19 protein-coding genes are annotated in these 23,313 nt (G+C 69.3%); 16 read left to right on the forward strand and 3 right to left on the reverse strand.

The features are described 5' to 3' along the window. Nucleotides 1-705 (reverse strand): MerR family transcriptional regulator (locus tag VOI19_RS00985; RefSeq protein ID WP_323791083.1); only part of this gene is annotated, 705 nt, incomplete at its 3' end. Nucleotides 706-761: 56 nt separating this feature from the next. Between VOI19_RS00985 and VOI19_RS00990 the strand changes: the two genes are divergently transcribed. From VOI19_RS00990 to VOI19_RS01020, 7 genes are all read left to right on the forward strand, one after another. Next, nucleotides 762-1,910 (forward strand): acyl-CoA dehydrogenase family protein, encoded by a 1,149-nt coding sequence (locus VOI19_RS00990; protein WP_323791084.1) that lies wholly within the window; start codon nt 762-764, stop codon nt 1,908-1,910. 123 nt (nt 1,911-2,033) lie between these two features. After that, a complete protein-coding gene (locus tag VOI19_RS00995) occupies nt 2,034-3,893 on the forward strand; it encodes a long-chain fatty acid--CoA ligase (RefSeq protein ID WP_323791085.1) in 1,860 nt (619 codons plus the stop codon). A 280-nt stretch (nt 3,894-4,173) separates the two neighbouring features. Next, nucleotides 4,174-5,496: a GAF domain-containing sensor histidine kinase gene (locus VOI19_RS01000; RefSeq protein WP_323791086.1), complete on the forward strand. Its 1,323-nt coding sequence runs from the start codon at nt 4,174-4,176 to the stop codon at nt 5,494-5,496. A gap of 25 nt (nt 5,497-5,521) precedes the next feature. Beyond that, nucleotides 5,522-7,639, forward strand: a complete 2,118-nt coding sequence (locus VOI19_RS01005) for an MMPL family transporter (protein ID WP_323791087.1) — start codon at nt 5,522-5,524, stop codon at nt 7,637-7,639. Between the two features lie 69 nt (nt 7,640-7,708). Beyond that, the gene (locus tag VOI19_RS01010; protein WP_323791088.1) at nt 7,709-10,285 is read left to right on the forward strand and encodes a bifunctional FO biosynthesis protein CofGH; all 2,577 of its coding nucleotides are present in this window, start codon (nt 7,709-7,711) and stop codon (nt 10,283-10,285) included. 107 nt (nt 10,286-10,392) lie between these two features. Further along, nucleotides 10,393-10,548, forward strand: coding sequence for a GPGG-motif small membrane protein (locus VOI19_RS01015; protein WP_323791089.1), 156 nt, complete (start codon nt 10,393-10,395; stop codon nt 10,546-10,548). Nucleotides 10,549-10,657: 109 nt separating this feature from the next. After that, nucleotides 10,658-11,092, forward strand: coding sequence for a DUF5709 domain-containing protein (locus VOI19_RS01020; protein ID WP_323791090.1), 435 nt, complete (start codon nt 10,658-10,660; stop codon nt 11,090-11,092). Nucleotides 11,093-11,128: 36 nt separating this feature from the next. Here VOI19_RS01020 and VOI19_RS01025 read toward each other — a convergent pair whose 3' ends face one another. Further along, a complete protein-coding gene (locus tag VOI19_RS01025; protein ID WP_323791091.1) occupies nt 11,129-11,518 on the reverse strand; it encodes a VOC family protein in 390 nt (129 codons plus the stop codon). 85 nt (nt 11,519-11,603) lie between these two features. On the opposite strand from VOI19_RS01025, the gene VOI19_RS01030 reads away from it, so the two are divergent. The 3 genes from VOI19_RS01030 (at nt 11,604) to VOI19_RS01040 (ending at nt 14,828) form a co-directional block, all read left to right on the forward strand. Beyond that, the gene (locus VOI19_RS01030; protein WP_323791092.1) at nt 11,604-12,470 is read left to right on the forward strand and encodes a TIGR03619 family F420-dependent LLM class oxidoreductase; all 867 of its coding nucleotides are present in this window, start codon (nt 11,604-11,606) and stop codon (nt 12,468-12,470) included. A 68-nt stretch (nt 12,471-12,538) separates the two neighbouring features. Continuing rightward, on the forward strand, nt 12,539-13,645 hold the full coding sequence (locus VOI19_RS01035) for a hypothetical protein (RefSeq protein ID WP_323791093.1): 1,107 nt from the start codon (nt 12,539-12,541) through the stop codon (nt 13,643-13,645). A gap of 97 nt (nt 13,646-13,742) precedes the next feature. Then, nucleotides 13,743-14,828 carry a hypothetical protein gene (locus VOI19_RS01040; RefSeq protein WP_323791094.1) on the forward strand — a complete coding sequence of 362 codons (1,086 nt, stop codon included), beginning with the start codon at nt 13,743-13,745 and terminating at the stop codon, nt 14,826-14,828. Between the two features lie 133 nt (nt 14,829-14,961). On the opposite strand, the gene VOI19_RS01045 is transcribed toward VOI19_RS01040, so the two are convergent. Further along, a complete protein-coding gene (locus VOI19_RS01045; protein WP_323791095.1) occupies nt 14,962-16,410 on the reverse strand; it encodes a hypothetical protein in 1,449 nt (482 codons plus the stop codon). 266 nt (nt 16,411-16,676) lie between these two features. Between VOI19_RS01045 and VOI19_RS01050 the strand changes: the two genes are divergently transcribed. The 6 genes from VOI19_RS01050 to VOI19_RS01075 all read left to right on the forward strand — a co-directional run. After that, the gene (locus VOI19_RS01050; RefSeq protein ID WP_323791096.1) at nt 16,677-17,009 is read left to right on the forward strand and encodes a hypothetical protein; all 333 of its coding nucleotides are present in this window, start codon (nt 16,677-16,679) and stop codon (nt 17,007-17,009) included. Nucleotides 17,010-17,235: 226 nt separating this feature from the next. Beyond that, entirely contained in the window at nt 17,236-18,843 is a 1,608-nt protein-coding gene (locus VOI19_RS01055; RefSeq protein WP_323791097.1) for a hypothetical protein, read from the forward strand. Nucleotides 18,844-18,974: 131 nt separating this feature from the next. Further along, on the forward strand, nt 18,975-19,148 hold the full coding sequence (locus VOI19_RS01060) for a hypothetical protein (protein ID WP_323791098.1): 174 nt from the start codon (nt 18,975-18,977) through the stop codon (nt 19,146-19,148). Continuing rightward, nucleotides 19,145-20,560, forward strand: a complete 1,416-nt coding sequence (locus tag VOI19_RS01065) for a nuclease-related domain-containing protein (RefSeq protein ID WP_323791099.1) — start codon at nt 19,145-19,147, stop codon at nt 20,558-20,560. Before VOI19_RS01060 ends, VOI19_RS01065 begins: the two co-directional genes overlap by 4 nt. Before the next feature lie 59 nt (nt 20,561-20,619). Continuing rightward, nucleotides 20,620-21,399, forward strand: coding sequence for a hypothetical protein (locus VOI19_RS01070; RefSeq protein WP_323791100.1), 780 nt, complete (start codon nt 20,620-20,622; stop codon nt 21,397-21,399). Further along, nucleotides 21,396-23,313: AAA family ATPase (locus VOI19_RS01075; RefSeq protein ID WP_323791101.1), on the forward strand; the 1,918-nt coding region annotated here is incomplete at its 3' end. The genes VOI19_RS01070 and VOI19_RS01075, both read left to right, overlap by 4 nt.

Genomic DNA, 23,313 nt, shown 5'->3' on the forward strand with positions numbered 1-23,313 from the left:
GGTGATCACCGCGTTGGCAGCGCGCTGGAAGCCCGTCACGACCGCCTCGAGGGTGAGCCGGCGCAGCTGGGCGACGGTCTGCTCGAGGCGGGCGGCGTCCTCGGGCGAGGACCGGGTGGCTCGGTAGGGCTCGAGCACCTGGGTGTGCAGGATCGTGGTGAGCTCGTCGGCCAGCGACTCCATGTGGCGCCGGATGGCGTCCTCGGCGAGGCCGAGGCTCTCGAGGGGCACGTCGACGTCGAGCAGCTGCACGCTCACCTCGAGGTGCGACATGGCCACGAACTCCTCGCCGTGCACCTCGATGCCGCCGACCCGCGTCAGCAGCGCGAGGTCGGCCTCGCTGAGCCGTCGCCCGGCCTTCGCCTCGAGCTGGCGGCGGGTGAGCCGCGCCGGAGGCTCGGCCGTCCACGACGTCAGCATCGCGCGCTGGAGCGCGAGCTCCTCCACCCCGGCGTCCTGCGGCACCCCGGCCAGGGTGCGCTCGATCGCCTGGAGGGTGAAGCCGTGGTCCTGGAGCGCCCGGACCAGCTCGAGGCGCGCGCGGTGCACGGGGCCGTAGTAGGCAATGCGGCCGCGCCGCTCGGGCGGGGCCATAAGTCCCAGGCTGGCGTAGTAGCGGGTGGTGCGAACCGTCAGTCCCACAGCGGCGGCGAGCTCGTCGATGGTGAGCAGGTCGTCGTCCGACTCGTGGGGGGCTGCGCTCATGAGGATGACAGTAGTACTGTCACATCAACGTTGTCACACCGATTCCGGAGGCCCTGATGCCCGAGACCCCGTCCATCTACGACCAGGAGCACGAAGACTTCCGCGCCACCGTGCGGGCCTTCATGGAGAAGGAGGTCGTCCCGTTCCACGACCAGTGGGAGAAGGACGGCCAGGTCAGCCGCGAGGTGTGGACCAAGGCCGGCGAGATGGGACTGCTCTGCTTCGACGTCGACGAGGAGTACGGCGGCGCGGGCATCAAGGACTTCCGCTACAACGCGATCATCGCCGAGGAGATCTCCAAGGTCGGCGGGAGCGGGCTCGGGTTTCCCGTGCACACCGACATCATCGTCCCCTACATCAGCTCCCTGGGCACCGAGGAGCAGAAGCAGGGCTGGCTCCCTGGCCTGGTCAGCGGCGAGCTGATCTCGGCGGTCGCGATGACCGAGCCCGGCGCGGGCTCGGACCTCCAGGGCATCCGCACCACCGCGATCGACAAGGGCGACCACTACGTCCTCAACGGCTCGAAGACCTTCATCTCCAACGGCATCATGAGCGACCTGGTCATCGTGGTCTGCCGCACCGACCCCGATGCCGGGCACCAGGGCATCAGCCTGCTCGTCGTCGAGCGCGGGATGGCGGGCTTCGAGCGCGGCCGCAACCTCGACAAGATGGGCCTCAAGGCCCAGGACACCGCCGAGCTCTTCTTCGACAACGTCGAGGTGCCCAAGACCAACCTCCTGGGCGAGGAGGGCAGCGGCTTCATCAACCTGATGGTCAACCTGCCCCAGGAGCGGATCTCGATCGCTGCGATCGCGGTGGCCGCGATGGAGCACATCATGGCGATCTGCCTGGACTACGCCAAGGAGCGCGAGGCCTTCGGCAAGCCGATCGGCAAGTTCCAGCACAACCGCTTCATGCTCGCCGAGATGGCCACCGAGGTCTACATCGCCCGCCTCTTCGTCAACGACTGCATCCTCAAGCTCAACGCCGGCGAGGTCGACACCTCGCTGGCGTCGATGGCGAAGTGGTGGACCACCGAGCTGCAGAAGAAGTTCGCCGACAACGGCGTCCAGCTGCACGGCGGCTACGGCTACATGTCGGAGTACCCGATCTCCAAGGCCTACACCGACTCGCGGATCCAGACGATCTACGGCGGCACCACCGAGATCCAGAAGGAGATCATCGGCCGGATGCTGGGCATCTGAGGCAGAACTTCTCGGGGATCTCGTCGAACCGGTAGCGGGGGCTTGGCTGCACACGGCAGGATCGTGAGCAACGTCACGCCCCCGTTGCTGATTGCGCCCACCTTCGTTGCACAGGAGAAGCAGATGAACCAGGACGTCCAGACCAAGCGCGCCGAGATCGAGGAGCAGGTCGCCGGTCGCACGCTCGTCGATGCCCTGGCCGACACGGTCGCCACCTACGGCGACCAGCCGGCGTACTCCGACAAGCACGGGGTGGCCGAGGGCGACACCTGGCGCACCTTCACCTGGAGCGAGACGCAGTCGCTGGGCTTCGACGTGGCGGCCGCGCTCATCGATGTCGGGGTGGCTGCCGGCGACCACGTCGCGATCATGGCGACCAACCGCAGCGAGCACGTCGTGGCCGACATCGGTGTGGTGCACGCCGCCGCGACGCCGATGTCGATCTACAACACGCTCTCGGTCGAGCAGGTCGCATTCGTGGCGGGTCAGTCGGAGCCGACCGTGGCGATCCTCGAGAACGCCGACCACCTCGCCCGCTGGTCGCAGGCCATCGACGCCTCCGGCAGCCTGCGCAAGGTCGTGCTGCTCGATGCCAGCGCACTGCCCGACGGCGACCTCTACGTCTCGTGGGACGACTTCGTCGCAGCGGGTGCGGCCCGCCGGGCGAGCAACCCCGACGAGGTGGCGACCCGCGCCAAGGAGCTGACCCCCGAGTCGCCGGCGACGATCCTCTACACCTCCGGCACCACCGGCAACCCCAAGGGCGTGGTGCTCAGCCACCACAACGTGCTCTACGAGGTGGTCAGCACCCTCGAGGGCGCGGGCCTCCGCGAGCCGCAGCGCCAGGTGAGTTACCTCCCGTTCGCGCACATCGCCGAGCGCACGCTGGGCATCTACGCCCCGATCTTCATGGGCGGCCACGTGCACACGATCGGCGACCCCGCCGAGCTCCTGGCCACCCTGGGCGACGTGCACCCCACCTCGTTCTTCGGTGTGCCGCGGGTGTGGGAGAAGATCAAGACCGGCATCTCGGCCAAGCTCGCCGCCGACCCCGACCCGGCCAACGTCAAGATGGTCCAGGACTCGATGGCCGCCGGCCTGGCGTGGGTCGAGGCCCAGCAGGTCGGGGGCACGATGACCCCCGAGATCGAGCAGGCCTACGCCGACGCCGACGCCGCCATACTCGGCTTCCTCAAGCTGCTCCTCGGACTCGACCAGGTCCAGTGGGCTGCGTCCGCGGCGGCACCGATGCCGCTGGAGGTCGCGAAGTTCATGGCCGGCCTCGGCATCAAGGTCTACGACGTCTACGGCATGACCGAGACCTGCGGTGCCGTCACCGCCAACGGGCCCGACGGGTTCAAGCTCGGCACCGTCGGTCGAGCCACCCCCGGCATGGAGGTCACCCTCGGTGACGACCACGAGGTCCTGGTGCGCGGGCCGGTCAACACCTCGGGCTACTACCGCGCCGACGACAAGACCGCCGAGCTCATCGACGCCGACGGCTGGGTGCACACCGGCGACATCGGCACGCTCGACGACGACGGCTTCATCGCCATCGTCGACCGCAAGAAGGAGCTGATCATCACCTCCTCGGGCAAGAACATCGCGCCGTCCAACATCGAGGGCCTTCTCAAGGAGTCGCCGATCATCGGTCACGCGATGGCGGTCGGCGACGGTCGTCCCTACGTCGTCGCAGTGCTGACGCTCGACGGCGAGGTGGCTCCGATCGTGGCCGAGCGGATGGGGATCGCCTTCACCGACCTCGCCGACCTGGCCGCCAAGCCGGAGATCATCGCCATGGCCCAGGCGGCGGTCGACGCCGCCAACGAGCGGCTCTCGCGCCCCGAGCAGGTCAAGGCCTTCGAGCTGCTCGGCACCGAGTGGACTGCGGAGTCGGAGGAGCTGACCCCGACGCTCAAGCTCAAGCGCCGCGTGGTCAACACCAAGTACTCCGACGTGCTGGAGCGCATGTACGAGGGCTGACCCGGTCGCGTGCGTTGCGGGTTCGGGCAGGTGTCTCGACGAAAGCGTCTCGCGGTCCCTGCGTTGTGCCGGCGTTGTGCGATTACCGGCGCGCGATTGTTCGTGCACCGACAGCGTGGAGCACGTCGATCCGCCCCGCACCCCGCACCAAGGAGACCTCATGACGGCAACGCCGACGCACCAAAGGGCTCACGAACACCAGAAGAGTGCCGACCTGGCCCGAGAGCTCGATCGCGAACGCGCCGCCCGCGGCTACGCCGAGTCCGTGCATCGTGAGGTGATGCAAGCCCTCGAGGCGGTCACGCTCCAGCTGCGGCGCGTCCAACGCCGCGCCGTGGACGACGCGGCGCAGCTCGGTTTCCATCGTCGACTCACCGAGATGATGCGCGCGGGCGAGAACCCGGAGACCATCATGACGTCGGTCGTGCACGAGGTCGGCGACCACCTCGGGGTCGCTCGCTGCCTCATCGGGCTGAGCGAAGAATCGGCTATGGGCGCCGCCCTGCATCAGTGGACCGCAGCCGACGTTGCCACGATCCCCGAGGACATCGAGCTGCCCCAGTCGCTGACGGCTCTGGCCATGGAGCGGGCCGGGGACGACCGGGGACTGTGGATCGAGGACATCCGCAACGATCCGCGGGTGGACCCGGCCGCGGCCGAGGAAACTGTGCGCACGCTCGACTGCGTGTCCTTCGGAGCCGTCCCGGTGTGGGCCGGCACCGAGCTCCTCGGCTGGCTCGCCCTCCACTCCGTCGAGCCGCACCGATGGACCGCCGCTGAGTGCGGGCTCGTCTCGGCGGTCTCGACCGACCTGAGCGCTTCGCTGCTCCAGCACCTTCACGCCGAGCTGAAGGCGCGGACCGAGCAGACCCTGCGCGACGTCGACGCGCTCAAACGGTCGGTGGTGACGACGCTCTCGCACGAGCTACGGACTCCGCTGACCAACATCCGTGGGTACCTCGAGGTGTGCGCCGAGGACACCTACGGCGAGATCAGCGACGCACAACGATCGGTGCTGGACTTGGTGAGCCGCAACTGCCGACGCCTCGAGGTCCTGGTCGGCAACTTCGTCTCGATGAACACAGCCTCGCCCACCGAGCGACAGTCTGCGGACCCACTCGCCTCGCCCACCGAACCCGACCTCGTCCCGCTCGCCATCGCCGCCGAGGACGTTGCTCGCTCGTTGGCAGCGCACGCCGAGTGCCATGGCGTCGACGTGGCGCTCGAGCTCGAGTCGTGCAACCCGACCGTGTCGGGAAGCGCGTTGGACATCGAGCGTCTGATGGGGAATCTGCTCGACAACGCGGTCAAGTTCAGCCCCGCGGGCAGCATGGTGACGATGCGACTGACCTGCGACCAGCAATGGGCCCGGCTGGACGTCATCGACCGCGGCCCGGGCATCGCGCCCCGGGACCAAAGGCACGTGTTCCGCCCTTTCTTCCGCGGCACTCGTGCCGTGCAGGGCGAGTTCCCCGGGTCGGGCCTGGGGCTGCCGGTGGCCAAGACCATCGTCGAGAAGCACAACGGCAGCATCGACCTTGAGTCTCGACCAGGACAGGGCACTCGGGTCACCGTGACCCTTCCCCTGGCACGCTGCGCCTGAGATCGGGCATGGTCCAATCGTGGTCATGTCGAAGCACCGCAGCAGGCGCTGGCTCCTGCCCCTCGCCCTCGTCCTCGTCTGGCTCTTCGTCGGAGGCCCGCTGGGCAGCTTCGCCGGCCAGCTGGGAGACGTGCAGGAGAACGACAACGCCGCCTTCCTGCCCGGCTCCGCCGAGTCGACGCAGGTCTTGGAGACCCTCACCGGGTTCCAGGAGCAGGAGACCATCCCGGTCACCGTCGTCTTCGAGCGCGTCGGCGGTCTCGAGACCTCTGACGCGGAGGCCATCGCGTCCTACGCAGAGCAGCTCGGCGCCGTCGAGGACGTCGCGGGCGTGCAGGGCCCCGTTCCCTCAGAGGACGGCGAGGCTGCGCAGCTGGTCGTGCAGGTCGGCACCACCGACGGCGAGGTGATCATCGAGCGCGTCCAGGCCCTGCGCGAGCTGCTGACTGAGCCGCCGGCCGGACTGACGGCCTACGTCGGCGGACCGGGGGGCATCCTGGCCGACCTGGTCAACGCCTTCGGTGCCATCGACGGGCTGCTGCTCCTGGTCGCCCTGGGGGTCGTCCTGGTCATCCTGGTGATCGTCTACCGCACCCCGGTGCTGCCTTTCGTGGTGCTCTTCTCGGCGGTGCTCGGCCTCGGGGCCGCCTCCGCGGCCATCTACGCGCTCGCGTCGGCAGACCTGTTGGCCCTCAACGGTCAGAGCCAAGGCATCCTGTTCATCCTGGCGATCGGCGCCGCGACCGACTACTCCCTGCTGCTCGTCGCGCGGTTCCGCGAGGAGCTCCGCGACCGCGAGTCGTCCTACGACGCCATGCGCGCCTCGCTGCGCGCGGTGGTCGAGCCGATCGGCGCCTCGGGCGCGACCGTCATCCTGGGCCTGCTCTGCCTGCTGCTCTCCGACCTCGCCAGCCTCCAAGGCCTCGGCCCGGTCGGCGCGCTCGGCATCGCGGCGGCGATGCTGGTCTCGCTGACCTTCCTCCCTGCAGCGCTGGTGCTGCTCGGGCGCCGCGCCTTCTGGCCCCTGGTGCCCGCCTACGGCTCGGAGCACAAGAACACCGAAGGCCTGTGGGCCCGCGCCGCCCAGCTCGTGCGCGACCGGACTCTCGCCGTCGCCACGGTGACGACGCTGGTGCTGGCCGTCTTCGCCGGCTTCGCCTTCACCCTCGACGAGGACCCAGTCCCGCAGACGGACCTGTTCCTCACCGCCGAGGAGTCGGTGGACGCCCAGGAAGTCCTCGACGCTCACTTCGAGGCCGACACCGCGAGCCCGCTGCAGATCGTGGTGCCCACCGGTCGGATCGATGCCGCGGTCGGAGTCCTCTCCTCCGACCCTGGCGTCTCCCAGCAAGGCGACGGACCCCGTCCGGCGATCGCGCCCATCCCCGAGGCCGAGGACCCGAGCCGACCGCGCAGCGTCGACGGCGTCAGCATCCTGCTGGCGAACCTCGCCGACGGCAGCGAGACCCAGGCCGCGACCGAGACTGTCGAGCGTCTCCGAGAGGACCTCTCCTCGATCGACGACCAGATCCTGGTCGGGGGCTCCACGGCCACGCTGCTCGACACGCGTGAGACCACCAACCGCGACCGCACCGTGGTGATCCCGGCGATCCTCGTGGTCATCTTCCTGGTCCTGGCCCTGCTGCTGCGCAGCCTGGCCGCAGCCGGACTGCTGATCCTGGCCAACGTCCTCTCCTTTGGCGCGACCATGGGTGTCAGCGCGCTCGTCTTCGAGCACGTCTTCGGGTTTCCGGCGAGCGATCCCTCGACACTGCTGATCGCCTTCGTCTTCCTGGTGGCACTCGGCATCGACTACTCGATCTTTCTGATGACGCGTGTGCGGGAGGAGTCGATGCAGATCGGCACCCGACCTGGCATCCTCAAGGGCCTCTCGGTCACCGGCGGCGTGATCACCTCCGCGGGCGTCGTGCTGGCCGCGACCTTCGCCGCCCTGGGTGTGGTGCCGATCCTCTTCCTGGCCCAGATCGCCTTCATCGTCGCCTTCGGCGTGCTGCTCGACACCCTCGTCGTGCGGTCGCTGCTGGTGCCTTCCGTCTGCTACCTCATCGGGTCGGGCACCTGGTGGCCGAGCCGGCTGGCACGCGAGGACGCCGAGTCACCTGACTTCTCCGAGCTGCGCTGAGCGGTCCTCGTCCGTCCGACGGGTGGGTGGGGAATCGGCACGGCGTAGGCGCGGTTAGGTTGGATCACGATGAGCCCGCACACCGAGGCCGCACGGTCGGTCACCCCGCAGCAGGTACGCCGTGCCCTGGCGCGCGCGGTGCGGGGCGCCGCGCTCGACGTCGCCGAGGCGACGGCCCTGCTGGCAGCCACCGGGCCCGACCTCGACCGTCTCACCGCAGCAGCGGCGCGCGTGCGCGACGCCGGCCTGCTCGCGGCCGGTCGCCCCGGGGTCATCACCTACTCACCGAAGGTCTTCATCCCGGTCACCAAGCTCTGTCGCGACCGGTGCCACTACTGCACGTTCGTGGAGTCCCCCGGCCAGCTCGAGCGGTCGGGGAAGGCGATGTTCCTCTCCCCCGACGAGATCCTCGCGATCGCCCGCGAGGGCGCCGAGCTCGGCTGCCTCGAGGCGCTCTTCACCCTCGGCGACCGCCCCGAGGACCGGTGGCCCGAGGCGCGTGCGTGGCTCGACGAGGAGGGCTACGACTCCACGCTCGCCTACGTGCGGGCGATGGCGATCCGGGTGCTCGAGGAGACCGGGCTGCTCCCGCACCTCAACCCCGGTGTCATGTCGTGGGAGGAGATGAACCGCCTCAAGCCGGTCTCCCCGTCGATGGGCTTGATGCTCGAGACCACCTCCCGTCGGCTCTTCGAGACCAAGGGCGAGGCCCACTACGGCTCCCCCGACAAGGACCCCGCCGTCCGGCTGCGGGTCCTCGAGGACGCCGGGCGACTCTCGATCCCCTTCACCACCGGTCTGCTCGTGGGCATCGGCGAGACATTGACCGAGCGCGCCGAGACCATCCATGCCCTGCGCAAGGTCTCGACCCAGTTCGGGTCGGTGCAGGAGGTGATCGTGCAGAACTTCCGCGCCAAGCCCGACACCGCGATGCGCCACACCGACGACCTCGGCCTCGACGAGTACCGCGCCGCCATCGCCGTGACCCGTCTCGTGCTGGGGCCGAGGGCCCGCATCCAGGCTCCGCCCAACCTCGTCGACTCCGCCGAGGGACCCACCGGGACGCAGTCGGAGTGCGCGCTGCTCCTCGCCGCCGGCATCGACGACTGGGGCGGCGTCTCCCCGCTCACCCCCGACCACGTCAACCCCGAGCGTCCCTGGCCGTCGCTGGAGCGCCTGCGCGACCTGACGGACGAGTGCGGCTTCGACCTGACGCCCCGGCTGACCGTGCACCCGGAGTACGTCCGCGCCGGCGAGCCGTGGCTGGACCCCAGGATCTCCTCCCACGTGGCGGCCCTGGCGACGCCCGACGGCCTGGCGCGGCCCGACGTACGACCTGCGGGTCTGCCCTGGCAGGAACCCGACGGCGGGTTCGAGTCCGTCGGACGCACCGACCTGCACAGCGCGATCGACGACGACGGTCCCGAGGGCGGACGCTCCGAGGACCGCCGCTCCGACTTCGGCAACGTCTACGGCGACTGGGACGAGGTGCGCAAGGCCGCTGACGTCACCGGGGCGCCCACGGTGCTCCACGCGGAGGGGCGGGAGGCGCTCGCTGCTGCCGAGGCCGATCCGGGCAACCTCTCCGACGAGCACGCCCTGACGCTGATGACCGCTGATGGCGACCTGCTCGAGCAGGTCTGCCGACTGGCCGACGACCTGCGCCGCGAGGTGGTCGGCGACGACGTGACGTACGTCGTCAACCGCAACATCAACTTCACCAACGTCTGTTACGTCGGCTGCCGCTTCTGCGCGTTCGCCCAGCGCCGCACCGACGCCGACGCCTACACGCTCTCCCTCGACGAGGTCGCCGACCGCGCGGCCGAGGCGTGGGACCTCGGCGCGACCGAGGTCTGCATGCAGGGCGGGATCGACCCCGAGCTGCCGGCGACGGCGTACTTCGACCTCGTCGAGGCGGTCAAGCAGCGTGTGCCCGAGATGCACGTCCACGCCTTCTCCCCCATGGAGATCGTCAACGGCACCGCCCGCACCGGGCTGTCGATCGAGGACTTCCTGATCAAGGCGCGCGAGTCAGGGCTCGGGTCGCTGCCCGGGACCGCGGCCGAGATCCTCGACGACGAGGTCCGCTGGGTGCTCACCAAGGGCAAGCTGCCGGCCAGCACCTGGATCGAGATCGTCTCCACCGCTCACCGCGTCGGGCTCCCGACGACGTCGACGATGATGTACGGCCACGTCGACAACCCGCGGCACTGGGTGGGTCACCTGCGGGTGCTCTCGCGCATGCAGGACGACGCCCGCGCCCACGGCAGCAACGGGTTCACCGAGTTCGTGCCCCTGCCGTTCGTCCACACCTCCGCCCCGATCTACCTCGCTGGCGTCGCCCGCCCCGGACCGACGATGCGCGACAACCGCGCGGTGCACGCGATGGCCCGGATCCTCCTTCACGGCCGTATCGACAACATCCAGACGTCGTGGGTCAAGCTCGGCGTCGAGGGCACCCGCGCCATGCTCACCTCCGGCGCCAACGACGTCGGCGGCACGCTGATGGAGGAGACGATCAGCCGGATGGCGGGCTCCGAGCACGGCTCGGCCAAGACCGTCGCCGAGCTCGTCGAGATCGGGGCCGGCATCGACCGTCCGGTGCGCGAGCGCACGACGACGTACGGCGATCCCGCCCCGCGCTAGACGTCCCCCTTGGGGGTGGTTTGAGGGCCCTCCGGAACGGACAGAGTTGGGTATCGGCCTCGCCGCCCGTAGGCGAGGCGCCCCCAATTGCTCTAAGGAGAATCGCCATGGGCTTTCTGCTCTGGATCCTCGCCGTCATCCTCGTCGTCTACGGGGTCGTGACCCTCATCCAGGGGTCGATCCTGCTGGGCATCGTGCTGATCATCGTCGGCCTCGCCGTCGGGCCGGGCGGCTACAGCATCTTCAACAAGCGCAACGCCTGACCTCCACGCACCCCTGCACGACAGGCACCTCCCTCTCGGAGGTGCCTGTCGCGCTTTTTGGGGCAGCCGTTCGGAACCGCGCGGCCATCCAGGGGCGTAACGTGCCGACATGAGCGAGAACGACAGCTATGGCGACTACAGCGTCGACGGCGACAACCAGCTGACCGTGGAGGACAGCCTGGCCGATCCCGACGTGGCGGACGCGCTCGACCGCGGCTACTCGGCCCCCGAGCACTACTCACCGGGGCAGGGCTTCGGCAACACGCCGTACGAGGAGGCCTCCGGCGAGTCCTTCGACCAGCGCCTCGCTCAGGAAGAGCCCGACCTCGACCCCGACGGCCCCGACCCGGACACCGACCACGACGAGCAGTGGGAGGAGGCCGAGGACTCCGAGGTGGGCACCCGCCGAGCCGGCAGGCTCGTCGACCCTGACCAGGGCCTGGGCGCCGACGTGGAGCAGGACCTCATCGGTCGCGACGTCGGCATCGACGGCGCAGCCGCGTCGGCCGAGGAGGCCGCCATGCACATCATCGGTGACAGCTGAGCGACCGGTCGTGGTCGATCGGTCCTGAGGGGGGGTCTAGCCGCGCTCCAGGACCACCTCGACCTCGAAGCCCTCCGAGTTCTCGAGGTAGAGCGCCACGTGGTCCTCTCCCCCGGCGTGGGGATACCGGTCGGCGAAGAGCTCGTGCCACCCATGCGCCGACGACTCCGCGCGCATCCGGTCGAGGAGCTCGCGCGACTCCACGGTGAAGGCGACATGGTTGATCCCGGCCCGCAGACGGTCGTGAGGACCCTCCACCTGGTCGCGGGAGTGCTCGAGGAAGGCGTAGGTGCCGTCGGGGTGGCACCACGACCGACGGTCGTCACAGGCCTCCCACTCCAGCTCGCCGAAGAGCCAGGCCCACTCGTCGGCGGCGAGGTCGATGTCGTCGACCCAGAGATCGAGGTGGTGGATCGCGCGCATCATGGCGCCACCCTAGGAGAGATCGTGGCCGCCCGCGTCCTGGAACACGGCCTAGAACACGTTCTAGATCGCGGGCTAGTGTGGCCCGGTGCGCTTCTCGATCGTCACCGCCTTCCAACCGGTCGACCACCTCCTCGCTCTGGCCCGAGCGGCCGACAAGCTGGGCTACCACGCGATCTCGGTGCCCGACCACGTCGTCGACCTCGAGGAGCTCGCCACCCCGTACCCCTACACCGCCGACGGGAGCAGGCGGTGGGACATCGAGGCCGAGTGGCCCGATCCCTGGGTCCTGATCGGCGCCCTGGCCGCGATCACGACCCGGGTGCGCTTCTTCACCTCCGTCTACGTCGCGGCAATGCGCAACCCGTTCCAGGTGGCCAAGTCGGTCGGAACGGCCGCGGCCATCTCCCAGAACCGGGTCTCCCTCGGCGTCGGGATCGGCTGGTGCAAGGAGGAGTTCGAGCTGCTGGGATCCGACTTCCACACCCGCGGTCGCCGTACCGACGAGGCGCTGGAGCTGATGAAGGCACTGTGGCAGCCGGGCTGGACGGAGTTCGAGGGCGAGTTCTACAGCGCCCCCCGGATGCAGATGAACCCCTCCCCCTCAGCGTCCATCCCGATCCTCATCGGCGGGCTCTCCGAGGTGGCCTTCGCGCGGGCTGCGCGTCACGACGGGTGGGTCGGCGACATCTACCCGCTCGAGGAGGCGTGCCGGCACGCCCGGCGGCTCGGCGAGATGCGCGCGGCGGCGGGGGCCGAGGGGCCGTTCGAGATCATCACGGCACTGTCGGACGCCTTTCTGCCCGAGCACTTCGTCACCGCGGCCGAGGCCGGCATCACCGACGTCTGGACGATGCCCTGGGCCTACTACTCCGGGGTGGAGGCGAGCCTGGAGGAGAAGCTCGACGGAATGCGGCGGTTTGCCCAGGATGTGATCGTTCCAAACCGTTCCTGACACCGCGTCGTTGCGGGGCCGTAAACTGACGGTCCGCTTCACTGCATTCATCGGGGACAGGACAGTGCATGCACGACGAACTCACCGGACCTGACATCGGAATCGTCACCATCGACGACTTCGTGGCACAGCTGGGGCGGCTGCGAGTTCAGGCCGGCTCACCGTCGTACGCCGAGATCGCCTCGCGCATCGCGCGGCGGCGCGAGGTCTCCGGCGACCCGGCCGAGCGTGCACGGGTCGCCCGCTCGACGGTCTACGACGCCTTCCGCCCCGGACGACGACGTCTCGACGTGCGGCTGCTGACCGAGATCCTCGCTGCCCTCGAGCTGGACCGACCGTCGATCGAGATCTGGGTGGCTGCGGCGCAGCGCGCCACGGTCACTCCTCAGCCGTCCGCTGTCCCTCAGCGCCTCCCCGCCCCCGACTCGACGCCACGCACCGCAGACGAGGCGGAGGCCGTTTCGGCGGCAGAGCCCTCGGCAGCCACCCTGAGCTCGGACCCGACTGCGGCCCCGGCCCCGGCCCCGGTTGCAGCAGCGGCTCCGGCTCCGGCTCGAACATGTGCTCAGCTGCCACTCCAGCGCGCCGCTCGCGGGGTCGTGCTGCTGCTGATGGCGTGCGTGGCTGCGAACCTGATCGGCCGCATCCTGGTGGACGCCTTGTCGCTGCCGCTCTTCCTCGACATGACCGGCACCGCGGTCGCTGCCATCGCCCTCGGTCCGTGGTGGGGGGCCCTGGTGGGCCTGGTCACCAACCTGGTGGGTGTCGGCATCTCGGGGGCGGCCTCACTCCCGTTCACCCTGGTCAACATCACCGGCGCCCTGGTCTGGGGCTACGGCGTGCACCACTTCCACATGAGTCGCAGCCTGCCGGCCTTCTTCAGGTTGAACGTCCTGGTCGCGCTCGCCTGCTCGCTCGTCGCAACCCCGATCATCCTGCTCTACACCGGCAGCCTGACGCACGACAGCCACAACACCATCGCGACCGTCATCGAGGCCCTCCACTTCGTACTCGTCGGTACCTTCCTGGGCAACCTGCTGGTCTCGCTGTTCGACAAGCTCGTCAGCGGCTTCGTCGCCCTCGTGTTCCTCGAGGCCCGGGGCCAGTCCCCGATCACCCTTACCCTCGGCGGGGGGCAGGCGGAAGCCCCGGCAGCCTCCCGCACCGACGGCTGAGAACCCGCCCGAACGCCCTCGTGGCGCCCTGTCCGGAGTTGTCCGGAGTCCCCGCCATGGGTTGGTCTCGTCCTCCAACAGGGGGAGCATTCGGGCAATGGACGCATTCTGGAACGCGCTGTCCGCCCTGGGGGGTCTCGCAGCAGCACTGATCGCCGCGCGCGTGTGGCGCAACGATCACCACGAGAAGGTCGAACGGCAGGCGCGTTCTGTCTCGGCCTGGGTCGTGCGCGAGGTCGGGAGACCGGCCGGCGACGGGATGCTGCGGGGCGTGGTCGTGCAAAACAGCAGCGACGCCCCGGTCTCCCGGGTCGGGGTGCTGGTCGACGACCTCGAACCAGCCACGCGAGGCCCTCAGGGGGAGACCGGGTCGCACGGCCAGCTGTACACCCAGATCCCACCGGGGACCTACTACCTCCAGCGCAACGTCGACGACGGCGAGCCCTGGTCAGCGCCGCACGCGGTCGACCTGGTCGACGGCGAGCTCAGGCTCGTCATCGACGGCGAGTCGGTGCGCCTGGCTCCCGTGACCGAGGTGCCCGCCAAGCTGCGGATGGTCTTCCTGGGGTTCCGCGACACCGGAAACCGGCAGTGGTGGCGCGTGGGCATGGGTGAGCTCACCCGCACGAAGCCGTCCTCGTGGAACGACGTGAGCCTCCTGCGCACCGCGGTCCGCGAGCTCCCGCCCGCCGGGCGGCGCGGGCGCTGCACCGAGACCGACTCGACCGCCGTCCTCCTGCGCGAGACCGTCAACCTCCTGGTGCACCCCGACCAGCGCATCGACCCGTGCGAGCTCAAGCGCCGTGAGGTCGTGCTGACCGACAGCCCGCACGCGATAGCCACTCACGTCGCGCGGATCGGGCTCTCCGGCGGCACCGGCATGAGTCTGCGGCTGCTCACCGAAGAGTCCCTGACCCGCGACGACCACGTCTACTACCTCGAGGCCAACCGCGACGGCGCCCTGCCGGCGAAGTTCTTCTACGGCCACCTCGATCCGGACACCGTCGTCACCCCGCTGCGGGCGGCGCTGGTCCTGGCCGGCTCCGGCCACGACCACTCAGACGCCTGGACCCCGGAGACGCTGGCCGCGGCTCTGACCCGGGTGGTGCGCGAGCACCAGCTGGTCCTGCGCAACCACGGGAACGACATCCCCGAGCGCCGCGCCGCCACAGCCGGCCGGTGATGGCTCGGTTCAGACGGACGCGCGTCTTCCTCGCCCTGATGCGCCGGTCCGGCGACCATCAGGCGAGCGACCTCCGGGCGCTCCAGCTGGCCGGTCGTGACCGGCTCTGGCACTTCCTGTCCTAGCGACTCGACTAGTTGCGTCCCGAGCGGCGCACGACCACCGTGCTGCGAACGACCGTGCGCTCCTCGTCGTGGTTGTAGACCGCCTTGATGCGGTGCTTGCCCGGCTTCAGGCCGCGGAGGCGGAACAGGTTGCGCCCGTTGGGCGCGACCGCCTGCGCCTGCGTGGTCCGGGGACGGCGCGCGGTGACCGCCACGACGCCGCTGGGACGGCTGCCGTCGCTGAGCGTCACGCTCGTGCGGATCCGCACTGCTTGCTTGCGGGCGAAGGTGGTCTTGACCGGCGCGGCGCTGAACTGCGTCGTGACCGGCTCCTCGACGACGGTGAAGGGCGTGGCGCCGTAGTCGCCTCCGGCGATCAGCACCTCGGCGTAGGCCGTCTGGCCCAGGCCGTTGGGGTGGTACCAGAGCGAGGTGTTGGAACCGTCGGCCACCTGGTTGACCCAGCGCTCGCGGTTGCCGACGGGCGTGGTGGCGTCGGGCTCGTGACCCGCGAAGGCCTCCTTGACGCCGGTCACGAAGGTCATCTGGTCCGAGTGGCCGACGTTGGCGAGCGTCGCCACCTCGGCGAGGGCGACGGTGCCCTCGTCGATGAGGGTGCGGACCGCGTCGCCGGCGGCGTACGGCGGCAGACCGAACGCCATGTAGTCGTTGTCGGTCTGGAGGTAGGGATAGCCGAGCTGGACGATCTTGGCGTCCTCGCGCAGGCCCGCGTCGCGGATCGCGTCGATGTCGTCGAGAAGCAGCTGCTGGATGGCGGGCAGCTTGGCGCGGGCGGCGTCGATAGTGCCCTTGCAGCCGTTGCCGTCCTTGAGGATGAAGCACTGGGTCACGATGGCGCTGAAGCCGGCGTCGTTGCCACCCATCGTGAAGAGCACCAGGTCGGTCTCGGGAGTGATGAAGTCGACCTGCGGGCGCAGCGTGCGGGAGCAGTCGTACTCGATGGTCTCGGCGTCGACGGCGGTCGCCTTGTAGGTCCAGAACTCCTCGTCGGGGAAGCGCTGGGTGTTGCATAGGTCGCGCTTGGCGAGGTAGGCGTCGGCCTGGGCGAGCGTGGTCACGTCGAACGGCGTGGAGGTGTTGTCGCTCGCGACGTCCATCACCCGCGGGGTGACGATGTCGGCGGCCTTGCCTCCGCTGCACGCGTGGTTGGCGAGGTTGACCTCGATGCCCTTGGCGCGGATCGCGACGGCGTACTTCTCGGCCCAGTTGACCTTGCTGCGGTAGCAGTTGGTGGGGCCGTAGGTCTCGGCCTGACCTGCCTCGTTGGTGGCGCCGTTGCCGGCGGAGTAGGAGTCACCGAGCAGCACGATGTCGAGCGGCTCGAAGACCACCGTCGACTTCGCGGACGATCCGGGCGACGCCGCGACGGGAGCCGCGGGCGCGAGCAGCATCGCGCTCGCCGCGACCCCTCCCGCCAGGGTCGAGACGAAGAACTGACGGAACCTGGTGACCTGCACGGTGGCGCCTCTCTGAGCATCTGATGTCAGAGACACAACGACCCATGCGACCGCAGGCTATGGCCGTCGTCACACACGAGCGGGCAGTCGCGTGACCTCACAGGTGATTGATCGTTTGACGAGCATGACCCACGACTCTCGGCCGCACCGTCGCGCCCTCATGAAAGGTGCCGCGTAAACCGCGCCCGCCATCGTCCTGGCCACCGCCGCTCCTGCAGCGGCCGCGTCAGGCGCCGCCGATGTCATCACCACCATCCCCCCCGACGATGGACACCTTCAACGGTCCCGGAGAAGACGGCACGCTGCCGGTGCTCATCAATTTCACCAACACCAACACCGGGTCGACCGGAAGCGTGTCGATCACGGTCACGTTCCTCGGGGTGGTCGCAGGTGCCACCGCCGACCGTCCGACCGACGTCAGTCCCGGCTGGTCCTTCGTGGCGCCCGCAGGTGGCAACCAGTGCGATCGTCGCTTCACCTTCGTGAACCCTGTCGGCATCGCCGGCGCCGGAACCCCGACCGGCACCGCGGAGTCGTCGTTGGCCTTCACCATTCGCACGGTGACAGCGACTACCACCTCCACATCCCCAACATTCTGATCTCGCTGGCCGACAAGACCATCAGCGGTTTCGTCGTCCGTCCTCACACACCCTGTTGGTCCTCTCCGCGCAGAGGGCGGGTAGCACGACACCACGGCGGACCCGGTCGACCCGTCAGCAGGGCCCGCGCGACCAAGTCGAGAGTGACTCCTCCGCACTGTCCGGGATCGTCCGGTTTACCTAGAAATCCACACGAGGGATATCGGCGGGAATGCAGGGTCGCCACGTGACCTTCGTAGACCAGCACCTCCTCATCCTCGTCGCCCTCCGATCCCTTGCACCACGGCTCTACCTGGAGCTCATGCATCGCCTTCACGCCGACCAGGCCGGGTTGGAGCAGAGCAGGTCCCAGGTGGGCCAACGAAGTCAGGAGCTGGCCACCACCGAGGGCGACGTCGGCCTGCCCAATCTCACGCCGTTGCTGTCGTTACCGGACTATCGCGAGTTCCTGCATCGGGTCTCGCAGGTGACACCCGACTATGCGCCTGTCATCCAGAACGTCCTGGAGACCAAGGAGTACGAGCAGCGCCTGACGCGACTGAAGAGTCTTTCGGTCCAGGACTACCTGGGCGAGCTACGTGTGGTGTCGCCCCAGGAGGTAGTCGACGCTCTGGTCAAGGGCACCATCGTCAATTCGACCGACGAGTCCGGCGACCCCTCGCCGATCCGTAGCGATGAGGCCTACAGCGCGGCGTTCGCGGACGTACCGACCGCTACCGCCTACCTCGAGGCCTCGGTGCTCAGCTCGGTGCTGGCTCGCTTCGCGAGTCACTCCGGCGACCAGGTGGCCGATCCGCAGGGGCTGCGCCTGAATCGAGTGGTGATCGGCGGCGAGCTCAACCTCAACTGGCTCAAGCTCGACTTCCCCCTGGGATTCGAGGGTTGCGACTTTGACCACTGGGTCAGCGCCAGCCACATGACGGTGCCCTGGCTGTCCTTCGACTCGTGCGACTTCACTCCCTACGGGCATGCGATGCGCAGCGACGGCGCCCTGAACGCCGAGTTCATCCACGTCGAGACCACTCTGCGGTTCTGGGGATGTCGGGGCCTGGGCCAGCTCTTCGTGCCCCATGCCTCGATCGGGGAGTTCTCCCCCGCCAACCCGGACGTCGCCGCAGCGGAACTACCGACGGTCTTCCGGACGGTCATCGACAACGCGACGTTCGGCACCCTGGTGATTCCCGAACACGAGGGGGCGATCCCGTTCGACGTCGACGAGTCCGTACGGGTCGGTTCCCTCGTGTTCGCGGGCTCGCCCGCGAACGGGCGCGTCGCTGATAGTGCCATCGCCAGACGCCTGCACGGCTGGCTGACGCAGGGGAGCAACCGGTCCGAGGACGTGTGGTCGGAGTTCGAGCGTGCCCTGCGGCACTGCGGGCGATCGGGCGCCGCCCGCGAGTTCGCGATCCTGGGCGCCGAGGAACGTACCCGATCCTCGCGGCTCGGCTGGCTCACGCGGATCACGCTTGGGCCGACCGTGCGCTACTTCCACGACACCCTGCGGGCGATCTGGTGGGTGGCAGGGTTGATCGGCATCGCGTTCGTGGCCGCCTTCGCCTTCGCTGGCAACTTCGCTCAGTCACCGCTGTCCAACCCCTCGATGCTGCCTGCCAGCTGGTTCGACCTGTTCGGGGAGCGATTCGCGTGGTCCCTGCTGTACGCCGTAGACACGGTGGTCTCACCTCTGTCGCTCGGACAGGCCGACGCCGTGTGGCCCGAGTCCGCGGCGCTGACCGTCCTATTCGCCACGCTCAAGGGTCTCGGGCTCCTCCTCATCGCTCTCTTCGTGATCGGTGTGACCGGCTTGGCGGAGCGTCGTGGCGGCAACCGCTGACCCGGCGCGTCCGGGATCGTCCGGGATCGTCCGGGATCACCGGATCCCGGCCCGGATCGGGGGTGCGCGTGGCTACGGTCCGGGACGCGTCCCGGCGAGTCGGCCCGGACATCGGTGAGAACGAGGAGATCATGGATCAGTTGTTGAACCTGGCGGCACCCGTGCTGGCACTCATTGGCGGGCTGACCCTGTTTCGGGCGCTGTTCATGCCGCGACGTTTCACGGCCAAGCGGCCCTTCCTGTTCTTCGCCGGCACCGGCTGCCTGGCCGTCGCGACGTACTTCTACTGGGCGGCGGCCCAGTGAAGGGTCGGGGCCTGTCGGTCGCCCTGCAGGCACTCGCAGCCGTCAACGCCGTCGTGTGGTTGACCGCCGTACAGTCCTTCGTTGTCGTGATGGGCGTCGTGCTCGGCATCGCGGTGACCGTCCGGGCCGCGCGTTCCCACCAGCGCCCCTTCGAGGACTTCGGCTTCGTCGGCTGGGTCGGGTGGTTCGTCCTGGCGACCGGCGGCTGGGCGGCTCTGTACGCCGCGAACGGACGGGTCGGGGCAATCCACACGCTGTGGGTCCTCGGCTTCCTCGCCATCCGGATCGCCGCCGCCGTCGACAAGCCCGCCGCCTCGACCCGCGGGTATGGCCAGTTCGGCGGTCTCGGGGCGCCGGCGTCCGGCCCGGCCCCGTCGAGGCGTGCCCAACGCAAAGCGGAGGCAGCGCAGATAGCGGCCAACCGTCAGCATCACCTCGACTACGCCGAGCGTATCGACCGCGAGCAGAACTTTCAGGAGAGAGCCTCCGGACCGGGCATGATGACCGGCCTCGAGCCCGCCGCGCTGAGCTCGATCGACCTCGACGCCGTGCGCCCCCAGTTCATGTTCGGGTCTCCCGGCGCCGGGCTCGCCGGTGCCGGGTTCGACGCCGGCGCCGTCGCTCGTGGGACCGAGGGCGAGGTCAACTTCGCCAAGGCCATGGTCAAGCACCAGATCCTCGACCGCTTCGCGACCTTCTGGTCGGTCCACATGCCCGACGAGAAGGTCGGCGCCAGCAGTCAGTTCCAGACCGACATCGACTGCGTCGTGGTGACGGGCAAGTCGATCTGGCTCCTGGACATGAAGAACTACAACCAGGGCGACGTCACCTGGAAGTCCGAGACCAACGACGGCGTGGACGGCAAGCCCGCGCACTTCCTGATCGCGACCGACAATCAGACGGGCGGCCTGGTTGGTCCCAAGCGCAAGATGTCGCTCAACATGAGCATGGCTGCCCAGCGAATCCACCGGCGGTTCGTCGACACCGGCGTGCGCCTGCCGATCCGGAGCGCTGTCGTCCTGATGCCGCGACCCGATGGCCTCGGGCGCATCAGAGACGTCCTCTGGGCCGGCAACATTCCGGTCGCCGGTCTTCCGGACGTGCTCGCCTGGCTCACCAAGGAGCCGCCGTTCTCCCCCCAGCACCGTGACAGCCCGTTGCTGCTGGCCATGCTCAAGCCACTGATCAAGGACGAGTCGGGTTCGGCGCCCGTGCTGGGCGAGGTCAGGAGACGTACCGCGCCCGCTGCACCGACCGTGACCACCGCACCATCCGCACCCGCCGCACCCGCCGCACCCATGACCGTGAGAACCGTCGTGCCGACCGCCACGGGCACCAAGCCCTGTGGCGACTGTGGTGGAGCGGCCCAGGCCGACTGGAGCGTGTGCGAGCACTGCGGCGAGCAGCTGTGACCACCTGGCACACGCAGGTGCAGCTGCAGGTACTCAGCACGGCTTGGCAAAAGGTCGACGTGGCCAGACACACGGATCCGCGCTCGCCGCTGAGTGGTGTGCGGCTCCACCTGCTCCAGGACCAGTTGCACCTGACCGCCACCGACGACAACGTCCGTGGCGCGATCTGCCACATATCAGCCACCACCGGTCCGGGGTTCTGGGCGGTGGCACCGGCGAGCTTCCACGCCGACCTTCTCAAGGCGTTCACGCCCCGCGACCAGATCCGGCTCGGGACCCAAGGCACCCAGCTGATCGCGATCGGCGGCCACGACCGGCGACTCGCCTGGGCGTGCGGGCCCGACGCGGCCTTCACGCTGGGCTGCTTCGCGGGCCTGGGCACCGGGTGGCGCAAGATCGGAAGCGATCGCTACTGGCTCAAAGGAGCCGTCCGGCCAGCCGACGAGCTCGTGATCGAGGGCCGGTCGGTCCACCAGACCTACGACGCCTCAACGATCTTCGAGGAGGTTTACGACGAGTACCCCGACACGGACGAGCAGCACGACGAGATCAGCGAGGAGACCTTGGCGCCGGCCGCCTTCGCCGCGGTGATGGCGAAGCGATCCGCGTCCCTGTCCGCTCTTGCCGCTCCGCCCACCCTCGGCAAGACCAGCGCCGTCCTTCGTCCGCCTGCCCCCCTGTCTGACGGCCTGTCTGACGGCCTGTCTGACGGCCTGTCTGACGGCCTGCTGACGGCGACCGGTCGCGCGCCCTCCCACACGGTCCAGCAGGCCAGCGCCAGTCCGGTCGTCGCCAAGCCCGCGACCACGCTGGGCAAGCGCGAGCGACGTACGACGTGAACTCCTGGGACCGGGCCCAACCGCTGGCAACGGTGTCGGCCGGGCGACTGGTCGCGGCGTTGCGTGCGTGCGCACCGGCCGTCTCGTTCTTCGCCGACTCACCCCTGAGCGGTGTCGCGCTCCACTTCCAGTCCACAGGGCAGATCACACTCCTGGCCTCCGACGGCGTGTGCCTGGCGGTCCGGGTCGAGCCCGCGGTGGTCGCGAGCACCGCGGACGCACAGATCATCAACGTGCCCGGCTCGACCACCTCGGTCCTGGCGTCCTTCGGCGAGGCCGACGTCGAGATCCGCCTCGCACAAGGGACCCGCAGCCCACTCCTTCTCGTGCGCGGGGAGGGCGCGGAGGTGGTCGAGCACGAGCTCTGGTCCACCCGGCCCCAGTTCGACATCTACCAGGCGTTCACCGAGACAAGCGCCGGGACCACCGTCAGCGTCGCGGCCCGAGAGCTCGAACGAGCGGCGCGGGTCGACTGCGCGGACGGGTTCACGCTGGCGTTCACCCCCGGCAAGCTGTTTGTTCGTACGTCGGCAGGTCTCGCTGGTTCCCCCGTCAGCGCTGTCGTGTCAGGAGCCAGCACGCGCGTCGCCCTGTCCCCCGAGCTCCTGCGCCACGGATGGACGTTCGCTCGCGCCGGCGCGTCGCGGGGCGCCTCCTCGCTGGTCATCGAGGTGTTGCACGACGCTCGAATCCTCAAGATCTACGGGCACGACACGGACAGCCAGACCTTCGGTTCCGATGACTTCTACCTCAGCGCAACGGGCTTCAGGTTCGCGGAGTTCAACACCTGGCTCGGGCTGTGCGAGACCCACGTGCCCGGCACGCCGCCCGCTGAAGCGACTCACCCAGCTGACCCGCCGGCCCACCCATCGGGCCCGGCCCAGGTCATCGACGTCGACACCGTCCTGGCCAAGCTCGACGCGATCACCGGTCAGGCCGAACTGAAGCAGCAGGTCAAACGGCTGTCCGCCCAAGTGCGACTCGATCGCGAGCGCCAAGAGCTTGGGCTCCGGACGGGTCATCCGGGAACGCACATGATCTTCACCGGCCCGCCCGGCACGGGCAAGACCACGGTGGCCCGGTTGATCGCCGAACTGCTGCACGCCCTCGGCGTCCTCCCGGAGCCGAGGGTCGTGGAGGTCGACAAGGCGGGCCTGGTCGCTGCACATGTCGGCGGTTCGGAGGAGAAGACGACCGCCGCGATCCAGAGCGCCATCGGCGGGGTGCTGTTCATCGACGAGGCGTACGCCCTGGCCGAGGACCAGTTCGGCCGCAGCGCCATCGATGTGCTTCTCAAGGCCCTGGAGGACCGTCGCGGCGAATTCGTCTGCATCGTCGCCGGCTACACCGACCGGATGAACGAGTTCGTCGCTTCCAACCCCGGAATCAGGTCGCGCTTCCTACGCACGATCGACTTCACGCCCTACTCGACCGACGAGCTGGTGCACATCGGCTGCGCGATGGCGACCCAGGTCGACAATGAGCTCGACAGCGGCGCCGTTGACGCCCTGAGCGCGCGGCTGCGGACCGAGGAGCGCCGCGGCACCTTCGACACACCCGAGTGGGGCAACGCCCGCTCGGTGCGCAACGTCGTCGATGCAGCGCTCGCGGCCCGCGACCTGCGAATCGAGATCCAGGAGGCCGATGAGGCATCCGCGCCGGTCGGACCCGGTGAGCGCCGCAGGCTGCTGACGACGCTCACGGCCGTCGACATCGACCAGGCCTGCGACGAATTCCGGATCGGGGTCGGCGGTGGGTCCGGGGAGTCGGTCGAGGACGTCCTGGCCGAGCTCGGTCGCCAGGTCGGCCAGGAGCAGCTCAAGCGGCAGGTAGAGGTGCTGCTCGCCGGCGCCCGCGCCGCCAGGCTCCGCGCTGACCAGGGCCTGGAGTCGGGCCGCCCCGACCTGCCGCACC

The sequence above is a fragment of the Nocardioides sp. genome (genome assembly GCF_034670285.1).
Classification (GTDB): domain Bacteria; phylum Actinomycetota; class Actinomycetes; order Propionibacteriales; family Nocardioidaceae; genus Nocardioides.